The sequence below is a fragment of the Streptomyces sp. NPDC052496 genome (genome assembly GCF_040679095.1).
Classification (GTDB): Bacteria; Actinomycetota; Actinomycetes; order Streptomycetales; family Streptomycetaceae; genus Streptomyces.
In genome coordinates this window covers 357,879-379,190 of record NZ_JBFAUH010000002.1, presented here as the reverse complement: position 1 = coordinate 379,190, position 21,312 = coordinate 357,879, and the positions used below count along the sequence as shown (strand labels likewise).

Here is a 21,312-nt window from a genome sequence, read left to right as displayed (position 1 = left end):
AGCGGCCGGCGACGCGGGCACGGCGCGGGGCCGGGGCGACCGGCCGCCGGGCCGGCCCGGCCCGGCCCGGCCCCGTACGCACCGGCGCAGCGCGGGGGATCGTGCCCGCGCACGCTCCCCGGGCCCCCGAACCCACCCCGGCGCTTTCCCGGTGCGCCGGTTACGCTGCTGGGATGAACGGCAGCGGCACCGCCCCAGCAGTACCCCGACCCGCCTACCGCAGGCTCAGCGTCGAGCAGCGCCGCTCCCAACTCCTGACCGCCGCCCTGGGGCTGTTCGCCCAGCGTGCCCCCGAGGACGTGTCCCTGGACGACGTCGCGGCCGCCGCGCAGGTGTCCCGGCCGCTGGTCTACCGCTACTTCCCCGGCGGCAAACAGCAGTTGTACGAGGCCGCGCTGCGCAGCGCGGCCGACATACTGGAGGGCTGTTTCGACGAGCCGGAGGACGGCCCGCTGACCCACCGCCTCGGCCGGGCGCTCGACCGCTACCTGGCGTTCGTCGACGAGCACGACGCGGGGTTCAGCGCCCTGCTCCAGGGCGGCAGCGTCGTCGAGACGGCCCGTACGTCCGCGATCGTCGACGAGGTACGGCGCACCGCCGCCGAGCAGATCCTGCACCACCTCGGCGCCCCGTCGCCGTCCCCCCGGCTGCGGATGGCGGTCCGTACCTGGATCACGGCGGTCGAGGCCGCCTCCCTGATCTGGCTGGACGAGGACAAGCGGCCGCCGCTGGACGAACTGCGGGACTGGCTCGTCGACCACTTCGTCGCGCTGCTGACCGCGACGGCGGCGACCGACGAACAGGCCGAGCGGGCGGCGCGGGCGGCGCTGGCGATGGAGTCCGCCGAGGGCCCGGTCGGCGTACTGGCCCGGCGGATCCTGCCGATCGTGGCCGACGCCGCCCACCTCCTGTGACCCGGGCTTCTTCGGACACGCCACCGCGACGGCTGGCCTGACCTGCGCTTTCATCGCGCCGTGCATCGATGTGAGACTGGTGGGGTGAGAAGCGAGAACACCCCGTTCGTCGGCGGCCCGCTGGACGGGCGCATCCTGCCGGTCCTCGTCGGCGCGACCGGCCAGCCGCCGAAGACGTACGAGATCCCGGTGCCGAACGACGACGGCACCCCGCCGACGGTGCACCTGTACCGCCGGGCACCGGGCCGGGTGGGGCGGCTGGGGCTGCCCCGGGGGTGGAAGTACGAGTACGACCCGGAGGGCAGGCCACCGGGCGGGCCGAAGTGGCCCTGGACGAAGCGGCGTTGAACGACTCCACCGGCGACCGGCTGGTGACCTGAGTCAGAGATCCGGTGGCAGTAGGCGGCTCCGACCGCCCGGCCGGCGCTCGGCGACAGCCCGGCGAAGCACCTCCGGACGCCCGGCGGGACGACTCCGGAAGCTCGCCGTCCACCTTGGTCCGGACCATTGACAGTACTGGTCTAGTCCTGTTTGCTGCCTGCCCAGGGGGAGCCGCGCCCGCGCCTCCCTGGCAAGGCCCCACCCCGCGGGGCGGCCCCCTCTCCCTCACCTCGGCACCCGGTACGTCCCCTCCGTACCGCCGTCGGCAAGGAGCCCCCCATGCGCCGCAGACGCCGCCCGTCCAAGAGATCCCTGACCGCCACCCTGGCCACCGTCACCGCCGGCCTGCTCGGCGCCACGGCCCTGGCCGTCTCCCCGGCCCAGGCCGGGGAGACGGCCGCGGTCGGCCGCACCGCTCCGGCCGCCCGCGCACAGGCCCTTCCCGAGCACGCTCTCGTCGGCTACCTCCACGCCGGCTTCGCCAACGGGTCCGGCTACACCCGCCTGGCCGACGTCCCGGACAGCTGGGACGTCATCAACCTCGCCTTCGGCGAGCCGACCTCCACCACCTCCGGTGACATCCGCTTCTCGCTCTGCCCGAAGACCGAGTGTCCGGGCGTGGAGAGCGAGGCGGAGTTCAAGGCCGCGGTCCGGGCGAAGCAGGCCGCGGGCAAGAAGGTGCAGATCTCGATCGGCGGGCAGAACGGGCAGGTGCAACTCACCACGGCCGCCGCCCGCGACCGGTTCGTGCAGTCGGTCGGCGCGATCATCGACCGGTACGGACTGGACGGCCTGGACATCGACTTCGAGGGCCACTCCCTCTCGCTGGCCACCGGCGACACCGACTTCAAGAACCCGAAGACGCCCTCGATCGTCCACCTGATCTCGGCGGTGAAGACCCTCAAGGCCCGGTACGGACCCGGGTTCACCCTGACCATCGCGCCGGAGACATTCTTCGTCCAGCTCGGCTACCAGTTCTACGGCTCCGGCCCCTGGGGCGGCCAGGACCCGCGCGCCGGCGCCTACCTGCCCGTCATCCACGCCCTGCGCGACGACCTGACCCTGCTGCACGTCCAGAACTACAACTCCGGCCCGGTCATGGGCCTGGACAACCAGTACCACTTCATGGGCGGCGCGGACTTCCCCATCGCGATGACCGACATGCTGCTGACCGGCTTCCCGGTCGCCGGCGACCGGAACAACGTCTTCCCGGCGCTCAGGCCGTCCCAGGTCGCCATCGGCCTGCCCGCCTCCCCGTACGCGGGCAACGGGCACACCGCGCCCGCCGAGGTCACCAAGGCCCTGAACTGCCTCACCCGGGGCACCGACTGCGGCAGCTACCGCACGCACGGCCGCTGGCCCGGCCTGCGCGGCCTGATGACCTGGTCGGTCAACTGGGACCGGTTCGGCGGCTGGGAGTTCCAGAAGAACTTCGACGCCTATTACGGCAGCTGACTGTATTTCAGGCGGCGGGACACGCTCCCGGCCGCCGATCGGGTGACCGTACCGCTCCGGTGGCCCCACCCCCACGGCGAAGATACGACCACCGTGGCACGATCCGAACGAACCGGGCGGCGGACCACGGGTCCGCCGGAGCCGCAGCTGTCCGTCGGAGGTGGGTTCGTGTCGCAGCGGTGCACGTCGGGTCGGTCCGTACCGGGTCGGTCGGTACCGGGGCGGTCCGTACCGGGGCGGATCGTACGGTCGGTCTGTGCGACGGCGCTGGTGGGCACAGTGGCCCTGACCCTGCCCGCCGCGCCCGTGCACGCCGCACCGGAGCCGGACCCGGCCGCCACCGGGGCGCTCCGGCCGGCGGACGGGCCGGGCGCGCCGGCTGAAGCAGACGCCGACACGTCCGACGGTTCCGGCGCTTCTGAGCCGCCCGAAGCACCCGGAGCATCCGAGGCACCCGATGCGCCCGAAGCCTCCGGTGACGCCTCCCTCCGCCGTCTGCTGGCCCGCCTCCAGGACCTCTACCACCGCGCCGAGCAGGCCACCGAGGCGTACAACGCGACCCAGGAAGACCTCAAGGCCCAGCGCGAGGAGTCGCGGGACCTCAATCTCCGGCTGGCCCGGGCCCGTACCCGGCTCGCCGACGGGCAGGCCGACGCGGGGCGGCTGGCCCGTATGCAGTACCAGGGCGGGGGCGCCGCCGGACTCTCCACCTACCTGCGCATGCTGCTCTCCGCCGACCCCCAAGAGGTACTGGAGGAGGGCCACCTCTTCAAAGAGGCGGCGGGCAGCCAGGCCGCCACCGTCGCCCGGCTCACCGGCGACGAGAAGCAGGCGGACGAACTGGCGAAGGCGGCCCGGGCCGCGCTGGACGAGCAGCAGGTGCTCACCGAGCGGCGGCGGCAGCAGCGCGACGCGGTGGAGGGCCGCCTCAAGGAGGTCGAGGAACTGCTCTCCGCCCTCTCCGACGACCAGCTCGCCGAACTGGGCCGGCTGGAACAGCAGGGCACCGACGACGCCCAGCGCAGTCTGCTGGCCTCCGGTGAGCTGCGCGGCTCCCGGGCGCCCTCGGCGAGCGGCGACCGGGCCGTCCGGTACGGCCTCCGGCAGGTCGGCAAGCCGTACGTCTGGGGCGCGCAGGGGCCCGGCTCCTTCGACTGTTCGGGCCTGACCTCGCAGGCGTGGTCGCACGCCGGGCGGCCCATTCCGCGCACCAGCCAGGAGCAGTGGCGGCAGTTGCCGCACGTGCCGCTGCGCGCGCTGCGCCCCGGTGACCTGGTGATCTACTTCCCCGGTGCCACGCACGTCGCGATGTACCTCGGCGACGGCATGGTGGTCCAGGCGCCCCGCCCCGGCGCCCGGGTCAAGGTCTCCCCCATCGCGGCGAACCCGCTGCTGGGCGCCGTCCGCCCGGACCGGGACGCGGCGGCCCTGCGCGCCTACGTACCGCCGCCACTGCCGGACGGCGCGACGGCGGGCGCCGACACGGGCTACGGCTCGGCGGCGGGCCCGGCCTGACGGTGGGGTGGTACTGGTGCCACCCGCACCAGTGAAGCCTGGGTGATCGATTCGCCCGCCCCCGTACCCCAGCATCGTTCCTGCACGGCAGTACGGCAGCACGGCCGTACGCGCGTCCAGGGGAGGAACGTATGCGGGTGTTCGGAAAGCGGCGGTGGCGCAGGGCCTCCGCCGCGGGACTGGTGACCGTGGCGGCGGCCGCGCTGCTGCCGGCGTCCACCGGGGCCGCCGCGGCTGCGGAGACGCGGGTTCCCGCCCGCTATGCGCAGCAGCGGCTCAGCTGGCACACCTGCGACGGCGCGCCGTCGCTGGAGTGCGCGACGATGACCGTGCCGCGCGACTGGCACCGTCCCGCGAACGGCCCGGACCTCAGCGTCTCGGTGTCCCGGCACCGGGCGGCGGGCCCGGCGGCCCGGCGCGGTGTGCTGATGATGGCGGCGGGCGGGCCGGGCGGGCGGGGTCTGCTCAGACCGGCGGCCCTCGCCGAGGACTCCCCCGCCGTGGCCGCCGCCTACGACATCGTCAGCTTCAACCAGCGCGGGCTGCCCCTCAGCACGCCCCTGCGCTGCCAGACCCGGGCGGAGTTCGACGCGTTCTTCGGCGACGACGCGCGGGACCGTTCGCCCGCGGCGGTCCGTGCCACGGTGGAGCGCTCGCGCCGGCTGGCCGGCGCCTGCCAGGAGCGGAGCGGCGGCCTGGCGCCGTACATCACCACCGATCAGACCGTGCGCGACATGGACCTGTTCCGCGCCCTGCTCGGTGTCCGCAAGGTCGCGTATTACGGGCCCTCGTACGCGACCATGATCGGCGCGTACTACGCGACGGATTTCCCGCACCGCGTGGACCGGCTCGTCCTGGACAGCCCGGTCGGCTTCGACGGCACCTGGCAGACCTTCCTGGAGGGCCAGCCGCGCAGCTTCCAGCGCCGCTTCGAGCGGGACTTCCTGCCCTGGCTGGCCGCGCGCGACGCCACGTACCACTACGGGCGTACGGCCGCCGCCGCGAAGGCGACGTGGGAGGCGCGGCGCCGGGCCCTGCGCGACCACCCGGCCGACCTGGGCAATGGGCGGCGGGTGACCCCGAACCGCCTGGACTTCGGCACCGGCCAGGCCCTGTACGACGCGTCCGGGGGCTTCGCCCCGCTGGCCACCGCGCTCGCCGCCCTCGACCACTGGGACACCGCCACACCGGCCGAGCGCGGCACGGTGCAGACGGTCTTCGGCGATTACCTCAGCCCGGAGTTCCTCGCCGAGTACACCGCCGTGACCTGCAACGACACCCCGTGGAGCCGCGATCTCGACGACTGGGTCCGCCGTACGGCCGGCTACACCGCGCGGTACCCGCTGGTCGGGGCGCGGGCGCTGGCCTTCTCGGCGGTCTGCGCCACCTGGCCCGCTTCCCGCGCCCCACGCGTCCACGTCACCGGCAAGGGCCTGCCGACGACGCTGATGCTCGCCTCCCGGCACGACCCCGCCACGCACTACGAGGGCGCCCTCCGCGCCCACCGGGCCCTGCGCGGCTCCCGCCTGGTCACCGTCGCGGGCGGCGACCACGGCCAGTACCGCAACGGCAACCGGTGCGTGGACGAACTGGTGAACCGCTACCTGCTGACGGGCGCGGCCCCGGCGGGAGACGTCGGCTGCCCGGCACCGGAGCCGGCCGACGGCTGATCGGCTGTCGGCTGTCGGCTGTCGGCTGTCGGCTGTCGGCTGTCGGCTATGCCAGCGAAGCCAGGTACTTCTCCGCCTTCTCCGGCTCGAAGAAGAAGTTGTCGAAGTCGGCCGGGTCGTTGAACCCGTTCGCGAACCGGTCGGCCACCGGCTGCAGCTGCCCCGCCGCCCCGATCAGGTCGAGCACGTGCTCGGGCGGCGGCGCCAGCATCGCGTTGGTCCACTTCACGACGTGCTGGGCGGTCTGCCAGTAACGGTCGAAGGCGGTCTGCATCCACTCCGCGTCGAAGGGACGGTCACCGTGCTCGACGATCGAGGCGAGGTACGAGGCGGCGCACTTGGACGCCGAGTTGGAGCCCTGGCCGGTGATCGGGTCGTTGGCGACCACGACGTCCGCGACACCGAGGACCAGCCCGCCGGAGGGGAGCCGGCCGATCGGCTTGCGCACGGTCGGCGCGTACCGCCCGGCCAGCGTGCCGTTGGCGTCGGTCAGCTCGACCTTCGTGGCCCGCGCGTACTCCCAGGGGGTGAAACGTTCCATGAGCTCCAGGGTCGTCGCCAGGTGCTCGTTGGGGTCGCGCATGCCCGCGAAGACGTCCAGCGGGCCGCCGGGTATGCCCTCCCAGAAGAGGATGTCGGCGCGGCCGGAGTTGGTCAGCGTCGGCATGATGAACAGCTCGCCGACGCCCGGTACGAGGTTGCAGCGCACCGCGTCGAAGTCGGGGTGCTCCGGGCGCGGGTCCAGGCCGTGCACGTACGCGACGGCCAGCGCGCGCTGCGGGGCGTCGTACGGCGAACGGGAGGCGTCCCGGCCGAACATCGACACCAGCTCGCCCTTGCCGGCCGAGACCAGCGTCAGGTCGTAGCGGCTCGCGAAGAAGTCGAGGTCGGAGACGGCGGCGCCGTGGATGACCAGCTGCCCGCCGCGCTGCGCGAAGGTCTCCATCCAGCCGGCCATCTTCACGCGCTGGTCGACGGACTGGGCGTACCCGTCCAGCTTGCCGACCCAGTCGACGGCCCGCTGCGTGCCGCCGGGCTCCGCGTGGCTGCCGGGGGCGGCGACGGAGACGCCCAGGCCCTCGATGCGCGGGGTCTGGCTCTCCCAGAAGTTCAGCGCCAGGTCGCGCTCGTGCTGGAGCGCGGTGTGGAACATGCACTGCGTGGACATGACCCGGCCGGCGCGGATCTCGTCCGCTGTGCGGTTGGACATGAGGGTGACCTCATAGCCCTGGGACTGGAGTCCGAGGGCGAGCTGGAGTCCGGACTGGCCGGCTCCGACGATGAGTATCTTCCGCATGGTGGTGCTCTCTTCCCAGGTACGGGGGGCGGCTCGGGCTATTCGGGAGTGGCTTCGAGGGCGTGGGCGACGAGCGCGAGCAGCGACTCGATGACGGTGAACCGCCGGCGCGCGTCCATGATCACGACGGGCACGTGCGGCGGCACGGTCAGCGCCTCGCGGACGTCCTCGACGGCGTACTCGGCCGTCCCCTCGAAGTGGTTGACCGCGACGATGTACGGCAGGCCGCAGCTCTCGAAGTAGTCCAGCGCGGGGAAGCAGTCGTCCAGCCGGCGGGTGTCGGCCATCACGACGGCGCCGATCGCGCCGCGTACCAGGTCGTCCCACATGAACCAGAAACGTTGCTGCCCCGGCGTACCGAACAGGTACAGCACCAGGTCGGAGTCGAGGGTGATCCGCCCGAAGTCCATCGCGACCGTGGTGGTGGTCTTCTCCGGGGTGGCGGACAGATCGTCCGTGCCCTCGCTGGCCTGCGTCATCACCGCCTCGGTCTGCAAGGGGGTGATCTCGGAGACCGAGCCCACGAACGTCGTCTTGCCCACGCCGAAGCCGCCCGCCACCACTATCTTGGTCGCGATGGGGGCGCGGGAACGATCCGTCTGCCAGCTCTGCAGCCCCGCCTCCTCGGCGGCCGCCGGCACCCCGGCGTCGGCGGACCCGTGAGGCGCTCCGGCCACCCCGGCCGCGGTGGCCGTCATCGTGTCAGAGCCTGCGAAGTCCACCCAGCACCCTTTCGAGCAGCGCGCGGTCGGGCCGGCCGGTGCCGTGCCCGGTGCCGTAGACGCGGATCTTTCCTTGGTCGGCGAGGTCGCTGAGCAGCACGCGGACCACGCCCAGCGGCATCTTGAGCAGCGCGGAGATCTCCGCCACCGAACGCATCCGGCGGCACAGCTCCACGATCGCCCGCATCTCCGGCATCACCCGGTCGCCCCAGCCGCCGGAGGTCAGCTCGCGCCGCTCCTCGGGGCCGTCCAGCGCGGCCACGAACGTCTCCACGAGCAGCACGTGGCCGAAGCGGGTGCGTCCGCCGGTAAGCGAGTACGGGCGCACGCGCGAAGGTTTGCGGTCCCCGCCGCGCACGGGGAGCTTCGGTGCGGTGCTCACTGGGCGCTCTCCATCGACTTGCGCAGCTCGCTGCGGAGTTCGGGGGTCAGGACGTGGCCAGCCCGGCCGACGAACAGCGCCATGTGGTACGCGATGACGCTCATGTCACAGTCCGGGGCGGCGTGCACCCCGAGCAGCGAGCCGTCGCTGACCGCCATGACGAACAGGCTGCCCTCCTCCATCGCGACCATCGTCTGCTTGACCGCCCCGCCGTCCATCAGCCGGGCGGCGCCCGCGGTGAGGCTGCCCAGCCCGGAGACGATGGTGGCGAGGTCCGCGCTGGACCCGCGGGGGCCCGACGGCACCCCGGGCTGCCCGGCCGTGAAGACCGCGGCGGCGGCTCCCGGGTCGGACGAGAGCAGCAGCAGTCCGTCGGAGGAGACCACGGCGACCGAGCGGATGCCCGGTACCTCGTCGACCAGGTTCGTCAGCAACCAGTGCAGATTCCGTGCCTCACTGCTCAGTCCGTAAGCAGCCGGCGCTTGCGCGTTCAATCGCGTGCCTCCTCGACAACGTGGCTCTGTCCCGGGGCCCCCGCTCCGTCGGTGTCCGTCTGTGGGATGGTCTGCTCCGCTGTACGTTCCGCGATCTCGGCCTCGACGTCGCGCCGGCCGTCCCGCGCCCCCTGCTGGAAGCCCCCGAGCCGGGCCCGCAGGGCCTCAGCGGTGGCCGCCGCGTTGCCCGTACGGGGTACGGCGGGCGGCTTCCGCGCCACGATCCGGGGCGTGCGCTTGGGCAGGCCCTGGGCGGTCAGCCGGGGCCGGGCGTCGGAGGTGCCGAGGCCGGTGGTCGTCTCCGCGCCGGGAGCCGCCGTACCGGAAGTCGCCGTACCGGAAGTCACTGTGCCGGACGTCGCCGTGCCGGGGTCGCCCGGGTCGGGCGCCGTCGTGCCGGGCGCCTGGGGCGCCGTTTCCGCGGGCCGCGTGTGCTCGGCCGTCTCCTTGGCGTACGGGCCGGGCGACTGCGGCCCGTACGGGCTCGCCCCGGCCGCCGGGCCGTCTCCTGCCGCGACACCCGCGGGCGCCTCGGAACCGGTGGCTTCCACGGCCCGCTCCGCCGCCTCGACCAGGGGGTCGGTGGCGGCGGGGGCGGGTACGTCCGCGCCGGGTGCCGCCGCGGCCTCCGTACCGGCTTCCGCACCAGGTTCCGTACCGGCTTCCGGGGCACTCGCCGTGACCGGTTCGGCGGCCGACGGCTCCGCGGCCGAGGGCTTTTCCGGACCGGCAGCAGTTCCGGCGCCCCCCGCGCCCTGCTCCAGGCGCGGCAGCCGCGTCTGGAGCGTGTTGGAGTTGGCCTCGGCGACCGAGCCGGGCAGGTTCTGGACGCCGCCCTCGCCGGGCAGCGGCGGCGCGACGGAGCCCGGCGCCGGGCGGGTGGGCAGGATGGCCGCGGGCAGCACGACGACCGCCGTGATGCCGCCCTGCTTCTGGTCGCGCAGCTGTACGCGCACACCGTGCCGGGCGGCGAGCCGTACGACGACGTAGAGGCCGAGCCCCAGCGTCTCGTCCGCCGCGTCCAGCGCGTCGTCGCCCTCGGCCCCGTCCGCCAGGCGCGCGTTCAGCTCCGCCAGCCGGTCGGCGGTCATCCCTATGCCCTCGTCCTGCACGGAGAGCATCACCTCGCCGCTCTCCAGCAGCCAGCCGGACAGCTCGACATGGGCGTCCGGCGGGGAAAACGCGGTGGCGTTCTCCAGGAGTTCGGCGACCAGGTGGCTGATGTCGTCGGCGGCGAACCCGGCGACCTGGGCGTGCGGCGGCAGCGACTGGACGCGGACCCGCTCGTACCGCTCGATCTCGCTGATCGAGGCGCGCAGCACGTCCAGCAGCGGCACCGGCCCCGGCTGTCCGGCGCTGTGCTCCGTACCGGCCAGGACCAGCAGGTTCTCGCTGTTGCGGCGCATCCGCGCGGCGAAGTGGTCCAGCGTGAAGAGGGTCTCCAGCCGCTCCGGGTCCGCTTCCTTCTGCTCCAGCGACTCGATGACGGTCAGCTGGCGTTCCACCAGGTTCAGGGTGCGCAGCGCCAGGTTGACGAACCGGCCGTGCACGCCGGTACGCAGTGCCGTCATCCGCTCGGTGAGGCCGGCGACCTCCTGGCGCAGCGACTCCCGCTCCTGCTGGAGCGCCTCGCGCTCGGCGGCCAGCCGCTTGCGCCCGCCGACCAGCCGGGCGCGTTCGCCCTCCAGTTCGGCGGCCCGGCGCGTGGCCTGGCCCACCTGGGCGTGCAGGGCGTTGACGGACCGTACGGCGTCGGCGAACTCGTCGTTGCGGCCCTTGAACGCGACCGGCGGCTCGCCCGCCGGGTCGGCCGCCACCCGCTTGGCACCCAGCCGCAGCGCCGCGAGCGGCCGGGTCACCGAGCGCCACGCGGAGACGCTGGCGCCGATCGCCAGCAGCAGGCAGACGCCGACCAGCGCGATCCGGATCTCCAGCGTCGTCACGTCGTCGTCGCGCAGCGTGCCCAGCCGGTCGATGTCGGCGGTGGCCATCGACGCCTCGACACCGCGCATCAGGCCGATCCGGGCGGTGAGCGCGGTCTTCACGCGCGCGCTGCTCAGCTTCTGGTCGTCGGCGTCCAGCCGCGGCTGGTCGGTGAGCTCGGCGAGGTAGCGCTCGGCGGTGGTGACGTCGCCGCCGTTGACGGTGCGGTCGTAGGCGTCGCGGGCCTTGGGGCTCGCGGTCTGCTTGAAGGCGGCCAGTGCGGCCTGTTCGCGGACGTACGCCTGCTGTGCGGCGCCCGTCAGCCGGGCCTGCGGGCCGCCGGCGGCGAGGGCCGGGACGAGCAGGGCGCGGGCCGCGGCCGCCTGGTCGGTGGCGCGGCCGAGCTGCGGCAGGGCCCGGAGGTCCGGGGCGACGGCGTTCGCGCGGGCGGGCAGGTCGCGCGCGATGGCGTCGGACAGCGCGCCGAGCGCCTGTACGGCGGCCGTGTACGCCTCGAAGGTCTCGGTGACCTGCCCCGGCCCGGACAGTGCCTGCTGGCGGGTCCGCGGCAGCGCGGCGAGCAGCTTGTCGGCCGCCCGGTACGTCGCGGTGGCGCCGGCGGCACCGTGCGAGGCGGCCCGCAGTTCGGCGATCTGCCGGTCCACGCGGGCCCGCTGGGACTCCGTGACCCCGGCGCCGCCCGCCTTGGCGGCGCGTCCGCCCGCGACGTACTCGGTCATCGCGTCGCGTTCGTCGGCGAGGGAGTGCGCGAGGGTGACCGCCTGCGCGTTCAGCCCGGCGAGGTCGACGAGCCGCTGGGAGGCGTGGGTGTCGTCCACGGCCGAGACGACGGCGGGCGCGCCGGCGCCGAGCACGGCGAGCGCGGCGACGGCCACCGCGCCGACCAGCCGGTTGCGCACGCGCGCGGGGCGGCCTGCGGGCGTGGGGGGCACGGACGCGTCGCCGAAGGCGTCACCGGCTCCCGGGCCCGCGCCCGGAGCCGTGCCCGAAAGCGAACCGGCCGGTGATCCCGGCCCGGCCGCGCCGTCCCGAAGCCGCTTCTTGCGCACCGCTGCTCGCATTCCTGTCTCGCCTGCCCACACCGTGTGGTCCCGCGGACCCGAGTCGCTCTCGCCCGCGGCGCGTACCTGTGCGAAGACCGCAGCAATCGACACGTCCGCAAGGGAAGCAGCCCGGCTCTGCGCGTCGCGACGAGTGTTCCGGCGCCTCCCATGATCCGGGCCACGACCATTCCACCGGCATCGCGCAGTGGCCCGGCAACGTACACCCGGCCACTCGAATGAGTGAACATCAATCGGAAGTTGACCATCAACTTCCGATCAAGGCCGCCCCGGGATGCAACCTCGCGCAACCCCCGAGCGGGTTTGGAGAACCGTGCGGCTCCTGAAAAGATGCCCGCCCGCACCTCCCGGGGCCGCACTTTTCAGCCCCATGTCACGTCCCTGACCTGCTGATACGCCTCGGAGCCCGGCGAAGACGGCACACCGCGGGAAACCGGACGCGCTCCGGCACACTGGCCGTCATGCGCATCGAACTGGCCACCGAGCCGGGAGACCCCCAACACCCGAACGAGGACTACGCGTCCGTCGCCCTGCCCGCCTCCGGCCAGGGCGGAGTCCTGGTCCTCCTGGACGGCGTGACCCCGCCGCCGCACGAGACCGGGTGCACCCACGGGGTGCCGTGGTACACCGCGCGACTCGGGGGAGCAATGCTCGAACTGTCCGGTTCATTCCGGGATATGACGCTCCCTGAGACACTTTCGGCCGCCATCTCCCGGACGGCCGAAGTTCATCGCTCGACCTGTGACCTTTCTCACGCCCGTACGCCGCAGGCAACCGCGGTGGCCGTCCGGTGGTCGCCGACGACCGTCGAGTACCTCGTCCTGTCCGATTCCGCCCTGCTCGTCGAGCATCCGGACGGTACGGTCCGCCCCGTCCTGGACACCCGCCTGGACGAACTGCCGCCCGCCGTACAGGCCCTGCGCGACGCCGTACGGGCCCTGCCGCGCGGCTCCGCCGAACGCGCCGTCGCCGGCCGTGAGTACGGCGCGGCGGTCGAGGCGCTGCGCAACGCCGAGGGCGGCTTCTTCACCGCGGCGGCCGACCCGGCGGTGGCCGCCCGCGCGGTCACCGGCTCCGTCCCGCGCGCCGAGGTACGGGCGCTGGCCGCGCTCAGTGACGGCGCGTCACGGTGGGTCGAGGTCTTCGGGGAGGGGTCATGGGCGGACTGCCTCGCGGTGGTGCGCAAGGAGGGGCCCCAGGCGCTGGTCGACCGGGTACGGGCCCTGGAGGACGCCGACCCGCACGGGGCGCGGTTCCCGCGCGGCAAGTCCCACGACGACGCGACGGTGGTGCTGGTCGAGCCGTGAACCGGGGGCGAGGGCCGGGGACCGGGGCGGGTCGCCGGCTGCTGGCTGCTGGCTGCCGTCTGCCGTCTGCCGTCTGCCCTCCGCCCTCCGCCCTCCGCCCTCCGCCCTCCGCCCTCCGCCGGACGTTTCGCGCCGTACGGCCGGAAACGGCCTTCCCCCGGCTGTCGCCTCCTGCCTACCGTTGACTCCATGACCGGATGAGAAATCCGGTCATGGAGTCAACGGAGTCAGGGGGAGCCGTGCAGGCCGACGCGCGTACGGAACGGGGCGAACGCATCCTGGACGCCGCGTGCGAGCTGCTGCTCGCCTGGGGCTACCGCCGCGTGACCGCGGACGAGATCGCCCGCCGGGCGGACGTCGGCAAAGGCACCGTCTATCTGCACTGGAAGAACAAGGACGCGCTGCTGCTCGCCGTGGTGCTCCGCGCCAAGGCGGCCGACCACCGCCGGCAGGTGGAACGGATGCGGGCCGACAGCCGCAACATCCTGCCCAGCCGCGCACTGCGCGGATCCCTCCTGGACTTCATGGACGACCCGGTACTGCGCGCCCTCTACCTGGACGACTCCGACATCCTCGGGCGGCTGAACGACATCGCCAGGAAGGAACTGGCGGAGCTGGTCGAGGCAGGAACCGAGACCCTGCGGTGGCAGCTGTCCACCCTGCGCGCCCACGGCCTGGTACGCGAAGACCTCGGCATCGACCAGCAGATGTACGTCTGCATGTCGACGGCCACCGGCTTCTTCCAGGCCGAGGTGCTGTTCCCCGAACGCGCCCCGGCCCGTGCGGAGGAGCGGGCCGACCTGCTGTGCCACACGGTCCGTACCGCGCTGGAACCGCCCGGCGAGCCCGACCCACAGGTCACCGCCGCGGCGGCCCCCGGCATCATCACGCGCTTCGCGCGCCTGGAGGAGCTGAGCCGGCAGGAAGTGCGGCGTCAACTCCGCCAGTGACCCCCGGTCACACCCTGATCAGGAGGAGAACGCACGATGACCACATCGCCCACCGGGTCCGCGGCGGCCACCCCGCCCGCCTCCCCCTCGACCGCCGGCGCCGACAGCAAGCCCGGCGCCCTGCCCTCCTACGTAGGCCTGCACCCCGGCGAGCCGAACGTCATGGAGCCGGAGCTGCTGGACGACCCGTACACCGGTTACGGCACGCTGCGCGAGCAAGCGCCGCTCGTCCGCGCCCGGTTCATCGACGACCTGCCCGTCTGGCTCGTGACCCGCTTCGACGTGGTCCGTGAGGTGATGCGTGACCCGCGGTTCGTCAACAACCCGTCGCTGGTGCCCGGCATCGGTACGGACAAGGACCCGCGCGCCCGTCTGATCGAGCTGTTCGGCATCCCCGAGCATCTGGCCCCGTACCTCACGGACACCATCCTCACCAGCGACCCGCCGGACCACACCCGGCTGCGCCGCCTGGTCTCCCGGGCCTTCACCGCACGCCGTATCCAGGACCTGCGGCCGCGCGTCGAGCGGATCACCGACGAGCTGCTGGAGGGGCTGCCCGGCCATGCCGAGGACGGCGTCGTCGACCTCATCGAGCACTTCGCGTACCCGCTGCCCATCACGGTCATCTGTGAGCTGGTCGGCATCGACGAGGCGGACCGGGCGCTGTGGCGGCGGTTCGGTGCCGACCTCGCCTCGCTGGAACCCCGGCGCATCGGCGGCACCATGCCGGCGATGATCGAGCACATCCACGGCGTGATCCGCGAGCGGCGCGCCGCCCTGCGGGACGACCTGCTCAGCGGGCTCATCCGGGCGCAGGACGACGACGGCAGCCGGCTGAGCGACGTCGAGATGGTCACCATGGTCCTCACCCTGGTGCTGGCCGGCCACGAGACCACCGCCCACCTCATCGGCAACGGCACGCTCGCCCTGCTCACCCACCCCGACCAGCGGCGCCTGCTGGACGCGGACCCGGCCCTGCTGCCGCGCGCGGTCCATGAGCTGATGCGCTGGTGCGGGCCGATCCAGACCACCCAGCTGCGGTACGCCACCGAGGACACCGAGGTGGCCGGCGTCCAGGTCCGCCAGGGCGACGCGCTGATGTTCAGTCTCGTCGCGGCCAACCACGACCCGCGGCACTACACCGAGCCGGAACGGCTCGACCTGACGCGGCAGCCGGCCGGCCGCGCCGAGGACCACGTCGGCTTCGGGCACGGGATGCACTACTGCCTGGGCGCCTCGCTCGCCCGGCAGGAGGCCGAGGTCGCGTTCGGCAAGCTGCTCGCCCGCTACCCGGACCTGGCGCTCGCCCTGCCCCACGGAGAGCTGGAGGAGCGGGAACGCATGCGGCAGCCCGGTGTCTGGCGGCTGCGGCGGCTGCCGCTGCGGCTGCACGCGGCGGACTGACCCGTACCGGATGCCGGCCGTCCGCGGAGGAGACGGCCGTCACGGACGACCGGCCGGGAGCCGGTGCGCACCGCCCCGCCGGGGCCCGCGCACCGGCTCTCAGCCGTTGTCGCCCTTCCCGCCGCGCGCGCCCCTGCCGAGCGCCCCGCACCCCTCCTCCGCGTCCTGCTCACCGTTCAAGCGGTGCAGGAGGCGGGCCAGTTCCGCCACCTCGCGGCGGTCCCAGGAGGCGAGCCGCCGCGCGTACTGGGCGCGGCGGCTGTTGCGTACGCGGCCGAACCGGTCGTGCCCCTCGTCGGTGAGGCGGACCAGGACGGCCCGGCCGTCGGCCGGGTCCGGCTCGCGGGCGATCAGACCGAGGTCCTCCAGGGCACGCAGCTGCCGGCTCATCGTCGCCTTGCCCACGCCGAAGAAACTCGCCAGTTCGGTGGCCCGCTGCTGCCCCGCGTCGGCGAGGCGCACGAGCAGGCCGTACGCGGCCGACTCCAGCTCCGGGTGCACCTGGCGCGCCAGCTCGCCGGACGTGGCACGGGCCCGGCGCAGGAAGACCGCCAACTCCCGCTCCAGGGAGAGGAACACCTGGTCCACACCGTGGGACTCGTCCGTCCCTGCCATGTCGTCGGGTCTGGTGTTGTGCACGTCAGCGCCCTCTCCCGCTTTCCGGACCGTGAAAGTTTCCCGCGGCGGCGGCCGAAGCCGCAGCTTGTCCAGTATTTCGCAGGATTAGACCAACGGAAGCCCGGCGCCCCTCTTTGCCCCGCGTATCTACGCGCGTACCGTCGTCCGCACGTTTTGGCATGACCACACCATCCGGGCCCGGCCGCGCCACTCACCCCCCTCGTTCCGCTCCGCGCGCCCCGCGGCGCGCAGCGGCCTGCCCGGCCGGTCCCCCTCAGGTCAGTTCACCGAGATCCTCGGAGGCACGTATGCCCGTGCACAGATCCGGCCCCGCCAACCGTCGCCGCCCGCGCCCGGCGATGCCCCTGACAGGCATCCTCCTCACCGTCCTGGCCCTCCTCCTCGGGCTGCCGGGCACCGCCGGCGCCGCTTCGTACGGACCGGCCCCCGAACCCACCCATCCCGGCCAGGACTGGGCCGGCTCCCAGGTCGCCCGGCACGAGGGGGACGCGCCGGGTGAGGCGCCGCCGCCCACCCGCGCCTCCGTCGAAGGCGTCGACGTCAGCAGCCACAACGGCAACGTCCCGTGGCAGACGCTGTGGAACGCCGGGGTCCGCTTCGCCTACGTCAAGGCCACCGAGTCCACCAGCTACACCAACCCGTACTTCGCGCAGCAGTACAACGGCTCCTACGACGTCGGCATGATCCGCGGCGCGTACCACTTCGCCACCCCCGACACCTCCAGCGGCGCCGCCCAGGCCGACTACTTCGTCGACCACGGCGGCGGCTGGTCCAAGGACGGCCGCACCTTGCCCGGCGCCCTCGACATGGAGTACAACCCGTACGGCTCGACCTGCTACGGCAAGAGCGCGTCCGGCCTGATCAGCTGGATGAAGGACTTCTTCGCCACGTACAAGGCGCGCACCGGCCGGGACGCCGTCATCTACACCTCCACCAGCTGGTGGAAACAGTGCACCGGCAACTACGCCGGCTTCGGCTCCGTCAACCCGCTGTGGATCCCCCGCTACGGCAGCTCCGTCGGCGAACTCCCGGCCGGCTGGGACTTCCACACGATCTGGCAGTACACGTCGTCGGGCACCACGGTCGGCGACCGGAACCGGTTCAACGGGGCGTACGACCGGTTGCAGGCGCTGGCCGACGGGTGAGGGACGCGGGCCCCGGCGCGGCCCGCCCTCGTCCGGGGCCCGTATCCGGCCGGACTCTCAGTCCTGTGGCTCCCTCGGGAAGCCGTCGGTCGCCAGGATCATTCCGAGCGGGGTGTCGGTGAGGTCGATCGGCATCCCGAAGTCGAGCGTGCGGTACGCGCGGTACTCGTCGTCCTTCGGCATCGTGTGGAGGTGGCACAGCCCCGTATACGGATCCGCGATCAAGTACACGGGGATGCCACCGGCGGCGTAGGCGGCCTTCTTCGGGCCGTAGTCGTTCACGGCGGTCCCTCGCGAGATGACTTCGAGGACGAACTCCACATCCTGGTACCGCCAGCGTCCCTTGGCGTCCGGTTCGGCACCGTCCGCGATCTTGTACAGGTCCGGAGCGAAGCCGTTGCAGTAGCCAGGAAGGTCCAGACGGACGTCCGTGTCGATTCCCGCCTCATCACCGAAGCGGTCTTCCAACTGCCGCAGCACCCGCCTGATGATCGTCCAGTGCACACGACGCTGGGGTGACATATGGATGGCCCCCCCGACGATCTCCGCTTTGTAGCCCTCGGGGACGATGTCGCACAGAAGCTCGAACAAGGTGTCCAGGTTCTGCTGGTCGCTGTCGGCCATCTCGGTCCTGTCGGTCGCTGCGATGGTCACCGTGCCGCTCCTCCCCGCTGCCGCTGTGCCGCGGGCAGTCGCGCAGTACAACGATACGTACGGCGTTCGAGACACGCGCGGCCCGGAGCCCCGGGTCAGGGGAGCTCCGGGCCGCCGTGGCTGGCCGCGTCCGTCACGCCGCGACCGGGACCTCCGGGGCGGCCGGGGCCGAGGCCGGGGTCAGAGCCAGGTCGAGGACCTGGCGGACGTCGGAGACCGGGTGGACGTCCAGCTTGTCCAGGATCTCGGCGGGGACGTCGTCCAGGTCCGGCTCGTTGCGCTTGGGAATGACCACGGTCGTGATGCCCGCCCGGTGCGCCGCGAGCAGCTTCTGCTTGACGCCGCCGATCGGCAGCACCCGCCCGGTCAGCGAGACCTCACCGGTCATCGCCACGTCCGGGCGCACCTGCCGCCCCGACAGCAGCGAGGCCAGCGCCGTCGTCATCGTCACGCCCGCGCTCGGGCCGTCCTTCGGCACGGCCCCCGCCGGTACGTGCAGATGGACGCCTCGTTCCTTCAGGTCACCGACCGGCAGCTCCAGTTCCGCGCCGTGCGAGCGCAGGAAGGACAGCGCGATGTGCGCGGACTCCTTCATCACATCGCCGAGCTGACCGGTGAGCTGGAGGCCGGACGCGCCGGTCTCCGGGTCGGCGAGCGACGCCTCGACGTACAGCACGTCGCCGCCCGCGCCGGTCACCGCGAGGCCGGTGACCACGCCCGGTACGGACGTCCGCCGCTCGGCCGGGTCCTGGGCCGACTCCGGGGTGTGGTGCGGACGCCCGATCAGCGGGCGCAGTTCGTCCACACCCACCGTGAACGGCAGTTCGCGCTCACCCAGTTCGCTCTGGGCCGCGATCTTGCGCAGCAGCCGGCCGACGGCCCGCTCCAGGTTCCGTACGCCCGCCTCGCGGGTGTACTCCCCGGCCAGCTTGTGCAGCGCCTCGTCCGTGAGCGTGACCTCGCCGGGCTCCAGGCCGGCCCGCTCCAGCTGGCGCGGCAGCAGGTGGTCGCGGGCGATGACGACCTTCTCGTCCTGGGTGTAACCGTCCAGCCGGACCAGCTCCATCCGGTCGAGCAGCGGCTCCGGTATCGCCTCCAGGACGTTGGCGGTGGCCAGGAAGACCACGTCGCTCAGGTCCAGCTCGACCTCCAGGTAGTGGTCCCGGAAGGTGTGGTTCTGCGCCGGGTCGAGGACTTCGAGGAGGGCCGCGGCCGGGTCGCCCCGGAAGTCCGAGCCGACCTTGTCGATCTCGTCCAGGAGGACGACCGGGTTCATCGAGCCGGCCTCCTTGACCGCGCGCACGATGCGGCCGGGCAGCGCGCCGACGTACGTACGCCGGTGGCCGCGGATCTCCGCCTCGTCCCGTACGCCGCCGAGCGCGACCCGCACGAACTTGCGGCCCATCGCACGGGCCACGGACTCACCCAGCGACGTCTTGCCGACACCGGGCGGCCCGACCAGCGCCAGCACCGCGCCCCCACGGCGCCCGCCGACCAGGCCCAGACCGCGGTCCGCGCGCCGCTTGCGCACGGCCAGGTACTCGGTGATGCGCTCCTTGACGTCCTCCAGGCCGGCGTGGTCGGCGTCCAGGATCTCCTTGGCGCCGGGGATGTCGTACGCGTCCTCCGTACGCTCGTTCCACGGCAGTTCCAGCACCGTGTCCAGCCAGGTCCTGATCCAGCTGCCCTCGGGGCTCTGGTCGCTGGACCGCTCCAGCTTGTCGACCTCCTTGAGGGCCGCCTTGCGGACGTCCTCGGGCAGCTGGGCGGCCTCGACGCGGGCGCGGTAGTCCTCGCCCTCGTCCTCCGGGTCGCCGTTCAGCTCCGCCAGCTCCTTGCGGACGGCCTCCATCTGGCGGCGCAGCAGGAACTCGCGCTGCTGCTTGTCGACGCCTTCCTGGACGTCCTTGGCGATGGACTCCGCCACGTTCTGCTCGGCGAGGTGGTCGCGCAGCGCCTCGGTGGCGAGCTTGAGCCGCGCCACCGGGTCGGTGGTCTCCAGCAGCTGCACCTTCTGCTCGGTGCTCAGGAACGGCGAGTAGCCGGAGTTGTCGGCGAGCTGCGCGACGTCCTCGATCTGCTGGACGCGGTCCACGACCTGCCAGGCGCCGCGCTTCTTGAGCCAGTCGGTGGCCAGCGCCTTGTACTCCTTGACCAGCTCGGTGACGGCACCGGGCAGGGGGTCGGGCACCGTCTCGTCGACGGTGGTGCCCTCCACCCACAGGGCGGCGCCGGGGCCGGTGGTACCGGCGCCGATCCTGACCCGGCCGAGGCCGCGGATCAGTGCGCCGGGGTCGCCGTCGGACAGGCGGCCGACCTGCTCGACGCGGCCGAGCACTCCGATGTCCGCGTACGAGCCGTCGACCCGGGGCACAAGCAGCACTCGCGGCTTGTTACCCGGAGCAGCAGCGGACTGCGCGGCCTCCACGGCGGCGCGGACGTCCGCTTCGGACAGGTCCAGGGGCACCACCATGCCGGGGAGGACGACCTCGTCATCCAGGGGCAGTACGGGCAAGGTGAGCGGTGTGGACGACGAAGCCATGATCTCCCCTTCGGCAGGCAAGTTGAGCTATGTCCACTCAATGCTTGGGGGTGCGCGGTTGTTCCCTGCTCCTTGTTCGCTGTGAGCGATCAGCTGGGGTTTGTTGTGGCTGGGGTTCCTGTTGTCCTCAATCGCCGGACGGGCTTTGGGGTGCGCCGGCCTGGTGTGGGGGTGTGGGGGCCTTGTGGGGGTGCGCGTTGTGCGCGATGGGTCCGGTGGGTGGGGGCTCGGGGCCACACAGGGGTCACTCCTCGGCACCGTGTACGTCGCCCGGGGCGTGAAGTGAACCCAGGCTCCCGGCTGACCTGCGGGGAGACCCCTGTATGTCCCCGAGCCCGCGCCGTTTGCGGGTATCCCGCCATCGGGGCGAAAATTCCACAAGCTCACTCGCGCGCAGCGCGAGGGGATCTTGCTCGCACGCAGCACGGGGAGGCCTTGCTCGCGCGCAGCACGGGGGACCTTGCTCGCGCGCAGCGGGGGACCTTGCTCGCGCGCAGCGCGAGGGAGGCGGGCAGGCATCCGGGCCGCCTTATGACGCTCACGTGACGCGGAATGACGTGCCGGCCCCGGCGTGAGCCTCACCATATGGTCAGGGCACACCAGAGTGATCGACACCCTCCCCCCAGCTGTCCCGGCCTCGCCAAACGGCCTGAGGGGGCGTGTAGGGGGCCATCCCCGCAGGTCAGCCGGGAGCCCGGGTTCACCTCACGTCCCGGGCGACGTACACGGTGCCGAGGAGTTGGCCCCCTGCGCGCCCCCGCCCCGGCACCTACCTATGCGAGCCGCGCGACAGCGCAAAACCTCGCGCGAAGCGCGAGGGAGGCGGGCAGGCATCC

16 protein-coding genes and 1 pseudogene are annotated in these 21,312 nt (G+C 73.0%); 9 read left to right on the top strand and 8 right to left on the bottom strand.

The genetic code is table 11. The features are described 5' to 3' along the window. Nucleotides 1–173 precede the first annotated feature (173 nt). The 5 genes and pseudogenes from AB0L45_RS05150 (at nt 174) to AB0L45_RS05130 (ending at nt 5,935) form a co-directional block, all read left to right on the top strand. The gene (locus tag AB0L45_RS05150) at nt 174–914 is read left to right on the top strand and encodes a TetR/AcrR family transcriptional regulator (RefSeq protein ID WP_365836236.1); all 741 of its coding nucleotides are present in this window, start codon (nt 174–176) and stop codon (nt 912–914) included. A gap of 84 nt (nt 915–998) precedes the next feature. Beyond that, nucleotides 999–1,262 carry a hypothetical protein gene (locus AB0L45_RS05145; protein ID WP_365836234.1) on the top strand — a complete coding sequence of 88 codons (264 nt, stop codon included), beginning with the start codon at nt 999–1,001 and terminating at the stop codon, nt 1,260–1,262. Nucleotides 1,263–1,601: 339 nt separating this feature from the next. After that, a pseudogene (locus AB0L45_RS05140) lies at nt 1,602–2,750 on the top strand (chitinase); the annotation flags it as partial. Nucleotides 2,751–3,020: 270 nt separating this feature from the next. Then, the gene (locus tag AB0L45_RS05135) at nt 3,021–4,265 is read left to right on the top strand and encodes an NlpC/P60 family protein (protein WP_365836232.1); all 1,245 of its coding nucleotides are present in this window, start codon (nt 3,021–3,023) and stop codon (nt 4,263–4,265) included. Between the two features lie 131 nt (nt 4,266–4,396). Beyond that, nucleotides 4,397–5,935 carry an alpha/beta hydrolase gene (locus AB0L45_RS05130; protein WP_365836230.1) on the top strand — a complete coding sequence of 513 codons (1,539 nt, stop codon included), beginning with the start codon at nt 4,397–4,399 and terminating at the stop codon, nt 5,933–5,935. Between the two features lie 46 nt (nt 5,936–5,981). Here the strand turns inward: AB0L45_RS05130 and AB0L45_RS05125 are convergent, their stop codons facing one another. From AB0L45_RS05125 to AB0L45_RS05105, 5 genes are read right to left on the bottom strand one after another with little or no spacing between them, the layout of a single operon-like run. After that, nucleotides 5,982–7,232, bottom strand: a complete 1,251-nt coding sequence (locus AB0L45_RS05125) for a styrene monooxygenase/indole monooxygenase family protein (RefSeq protein WP_365836229.1) — start codon at nt 7,230–7,232, stop codon at nt 5,982–5,984. A gap of 38 nt (nt 7,233–7,270) precedes the next feature. Next, entirely contained in the window at nt 7,271–7,930 is a 660-nt protein-coding gene (locus AB0L45_RS05120) for an ATP/GTP-binding protein (RefSeq protein ID WP_365836227.1), read from the bottom strand. Nucleotides 7,931–7,934: 4 nt separating this feature from the next. Next, complete coding sequence (locus AB0L45_RS05115) at nt 7,935–8,336, bottom strand: DUF742 domain-containing protein (RefSeq protein WP_365836225.1); 402 nt, start codon at nt 8,334–8,336, stop codon at nt 7,935–7,937. After that, nucleotides 8,333–8,830, bottom strand: a complete 498-nt coding sequence (locus AB0L45_RS05110) for a roadblock/LC7 domain-containing protein (protein ID WP_365836223.1) — start codon at nt 8,828–8,830, stop codon at nt 8,333–8,335. Before AB0L45_RS05110 ends, AB0L45_RS05115 begins: the two co-directional genes overlap by 4 nt. Beyond that, nucleotides 8,827–11,928: a nitrate- and nitrite sensing domain-containing protein gene (locus tag AB0L45_RS05105; RefSeq protein WP_365836221.1), complete on the bottom strand. Its 3,102-nt coding sequence runs from the start codon at nt 11,926–11,928 to the stop codon at nt 8,827–8,829. The genes AB0L45_RS05110 and AB0L45_RS05105 overlap by 4 nt, the downstream gene beginning before the upstream one ends. 368 nt (nt 11,929–12,296) lie before the next feature. On the opposite strand from AB0L45_RS05105, the gene AB0L45_RS05100 reads away from it, so the two are divergent. The 3 genes from AB0L45_RS05100 (at nt 12,297) to AB0L45_RS05090 (ending at nt 15,496) form a co-directional block, all read left to right on the top strand. Continuing rightward, nucleotides 12,297–13,142, top strand: coding sequence for a protein phosphatase 2C domain-containing protein (locus AB0L45_RS05100; protein WP_365836219.1), 846 nt, complete (start codon nt 12,297–12,299; stop codon nt 13,140–13,142). Nucleotides 13,143–13,354: 212 nt separating this feature from the next. Continuing rightward, nucleotides 13,355–14,092: a helix-turn-helix domain-containing protein gene (locus tag AB0L45_RS05095; RefSeq protein WP_365836217.1), complete on the top strand. Its 738-nt coding sequence runs from the start codon at nt 13,355–13,357 to the stop codon at nt 14,090–14,092. A 36-nt stretch (nt 14,093–14,128) separates the two neighbouring features. Then, the gene (locus tag AB0L45_RS05090; RefSeq protein ID WP_365836215.1) at nt 14,129–15,496 is read left to right on the top strand and encodes a cytochrome P450; all 1,368 of its coding nucleotides are present in this window, start codon (nt 14,129–14,131) and stop codon (nt 15,494–15,496) included. A gap of 99 nt (nt 15,497–15,595) precedes the next feature. Here AB0L45_RS05090 and AB0L45_RS05085 read toward each other — a convergent pair whose 3' ends face one another. Next, nucleotides 15,596–16,111: a MarR family transcriptional regulator gene (locus tag AB0L45_RS05085; protein WP_365836377.1), complete on the bottom strand. Its 516-nt coding sequence runs from the start codon at nt 16,109–16,111 to the stop codon at nt 15,596–15,598. A 311-nt stretch (nt 16,112–16,422) separates the two neighbouring features. On the opposite strand from AB0L45_RS05085, the gene AB0L45_RS05080 reads away from it, so the two are divergent. Then, complete coding sequence (locus AB0L45_RS05080) at nt 16,423–17,280, top strand: lysozyme (protein WP_365836213.1); 858 nt, start codon at nt 16,423–16,425, stop codon at nt 17,278–17,280. A 57-nt stretch (nt 17,281–17,337) separates the two neighbouring features. On the opposite strand, the gene AB0L45_RS05075 is transcribed toward AB0L45_RS05080, so the two are convergent. Beyond that, entirely contained in the window at nt 17,338–17,934 is a 597-nt protein-coding gene (locus tag AB0L45_RS05075; RefSeq protein ID WP_365836211.1) for a Uma2 family endonuclease, read from the bottom strand. Nucleotides 17,935–18,067: 133 nt separating this feature from the next. Further along, nucleotides 18,068–20,476 (bottom strand): endopeptidase La, encoded by a 2,409-nt coding sequence (gene lon, locus AB0L45_RS05070; protein ID WP_365836209.1) that lies wholly within the window; start codon nt 20,474–20,476, stop codon nt 18,068–18,070. Nucleotides 20,477–21,312 lie beyond the last annotated feature (836 nt).

Bases quoted from the DNA above. Each gene is read 5' to 3' on its own strand.
- AB0L45_RS05150 (WP_365836236.1), top strand. From the start codon at position 174: ATGAACGGCAGCGGCACCGCCCCAGCAGTACCCCGACCCGCCTACCGC.
- AB0L45_RS05090 (WP_365836215.1), top strand. From the start codon at position 14,129: ATGACCACATCGCCCACCGGGTCCGCGGCGGCCACCCCGCCCGCCTCC.
- AB0L45_RS05095 (WP_365836217.1), top strand. From the start codon at position 13,355: ATGGAGTCAACGGAGTCAGGGGGAGCCGTGCAGGCCGACGCGCGTACG.
- AB0L45_RS05125 (WP_365836229.1), bottom strand. From the start codon at position 7,232: ATGCGGAAGATACTCATCGTCGGAGCCGGCCAGTCCGGACTCCAGCTC.
- AB0L45_RS05085 (WP_365836377.1), bottom strand. From the start codon at position 16,111: ATGGCAGGGACGGACGAGTCCCACGGTGTGGACCAGGTGTTCCTCTCC.
- AB0L45_RS05130 (WP_365836230.1), top strand. From the start codon at position 4,397: ATGCGGGTGTTCGGAAAGCGGCGGTGGCGCAGGGCCTCCGCCGCGGGA.
- AB0L45_RS05120 (WP_365836227.1), bottom strand. From the start codon at position 7,930: ATGACGGCCACCGCGGCCGGGGTGGCCGGAGCGCCTCACGGGTCCGCC.
- lon (WP_365836209.1), bottom strand. From the start codon at position 20,476: ATGGCTTCGTCGTCCACACCGCTCACCTTGCCCGTACTGCCCCTGGAT.
- AB0L45_RS05080 (WP_365836213.1), top strand. From the start codon at position 16,423: ATGCCCGTGCACAGATCCGGCCCCGCCAACCGTCGCCGCCCGCGCCCG.
- AB0L45_RS05100 (WP_365836219.1), top strand. From the start codon at position 12,297: ATGCGCATCGAACTGGCCACCGAGCCGGGAGACCCCCAACACCCGAAC.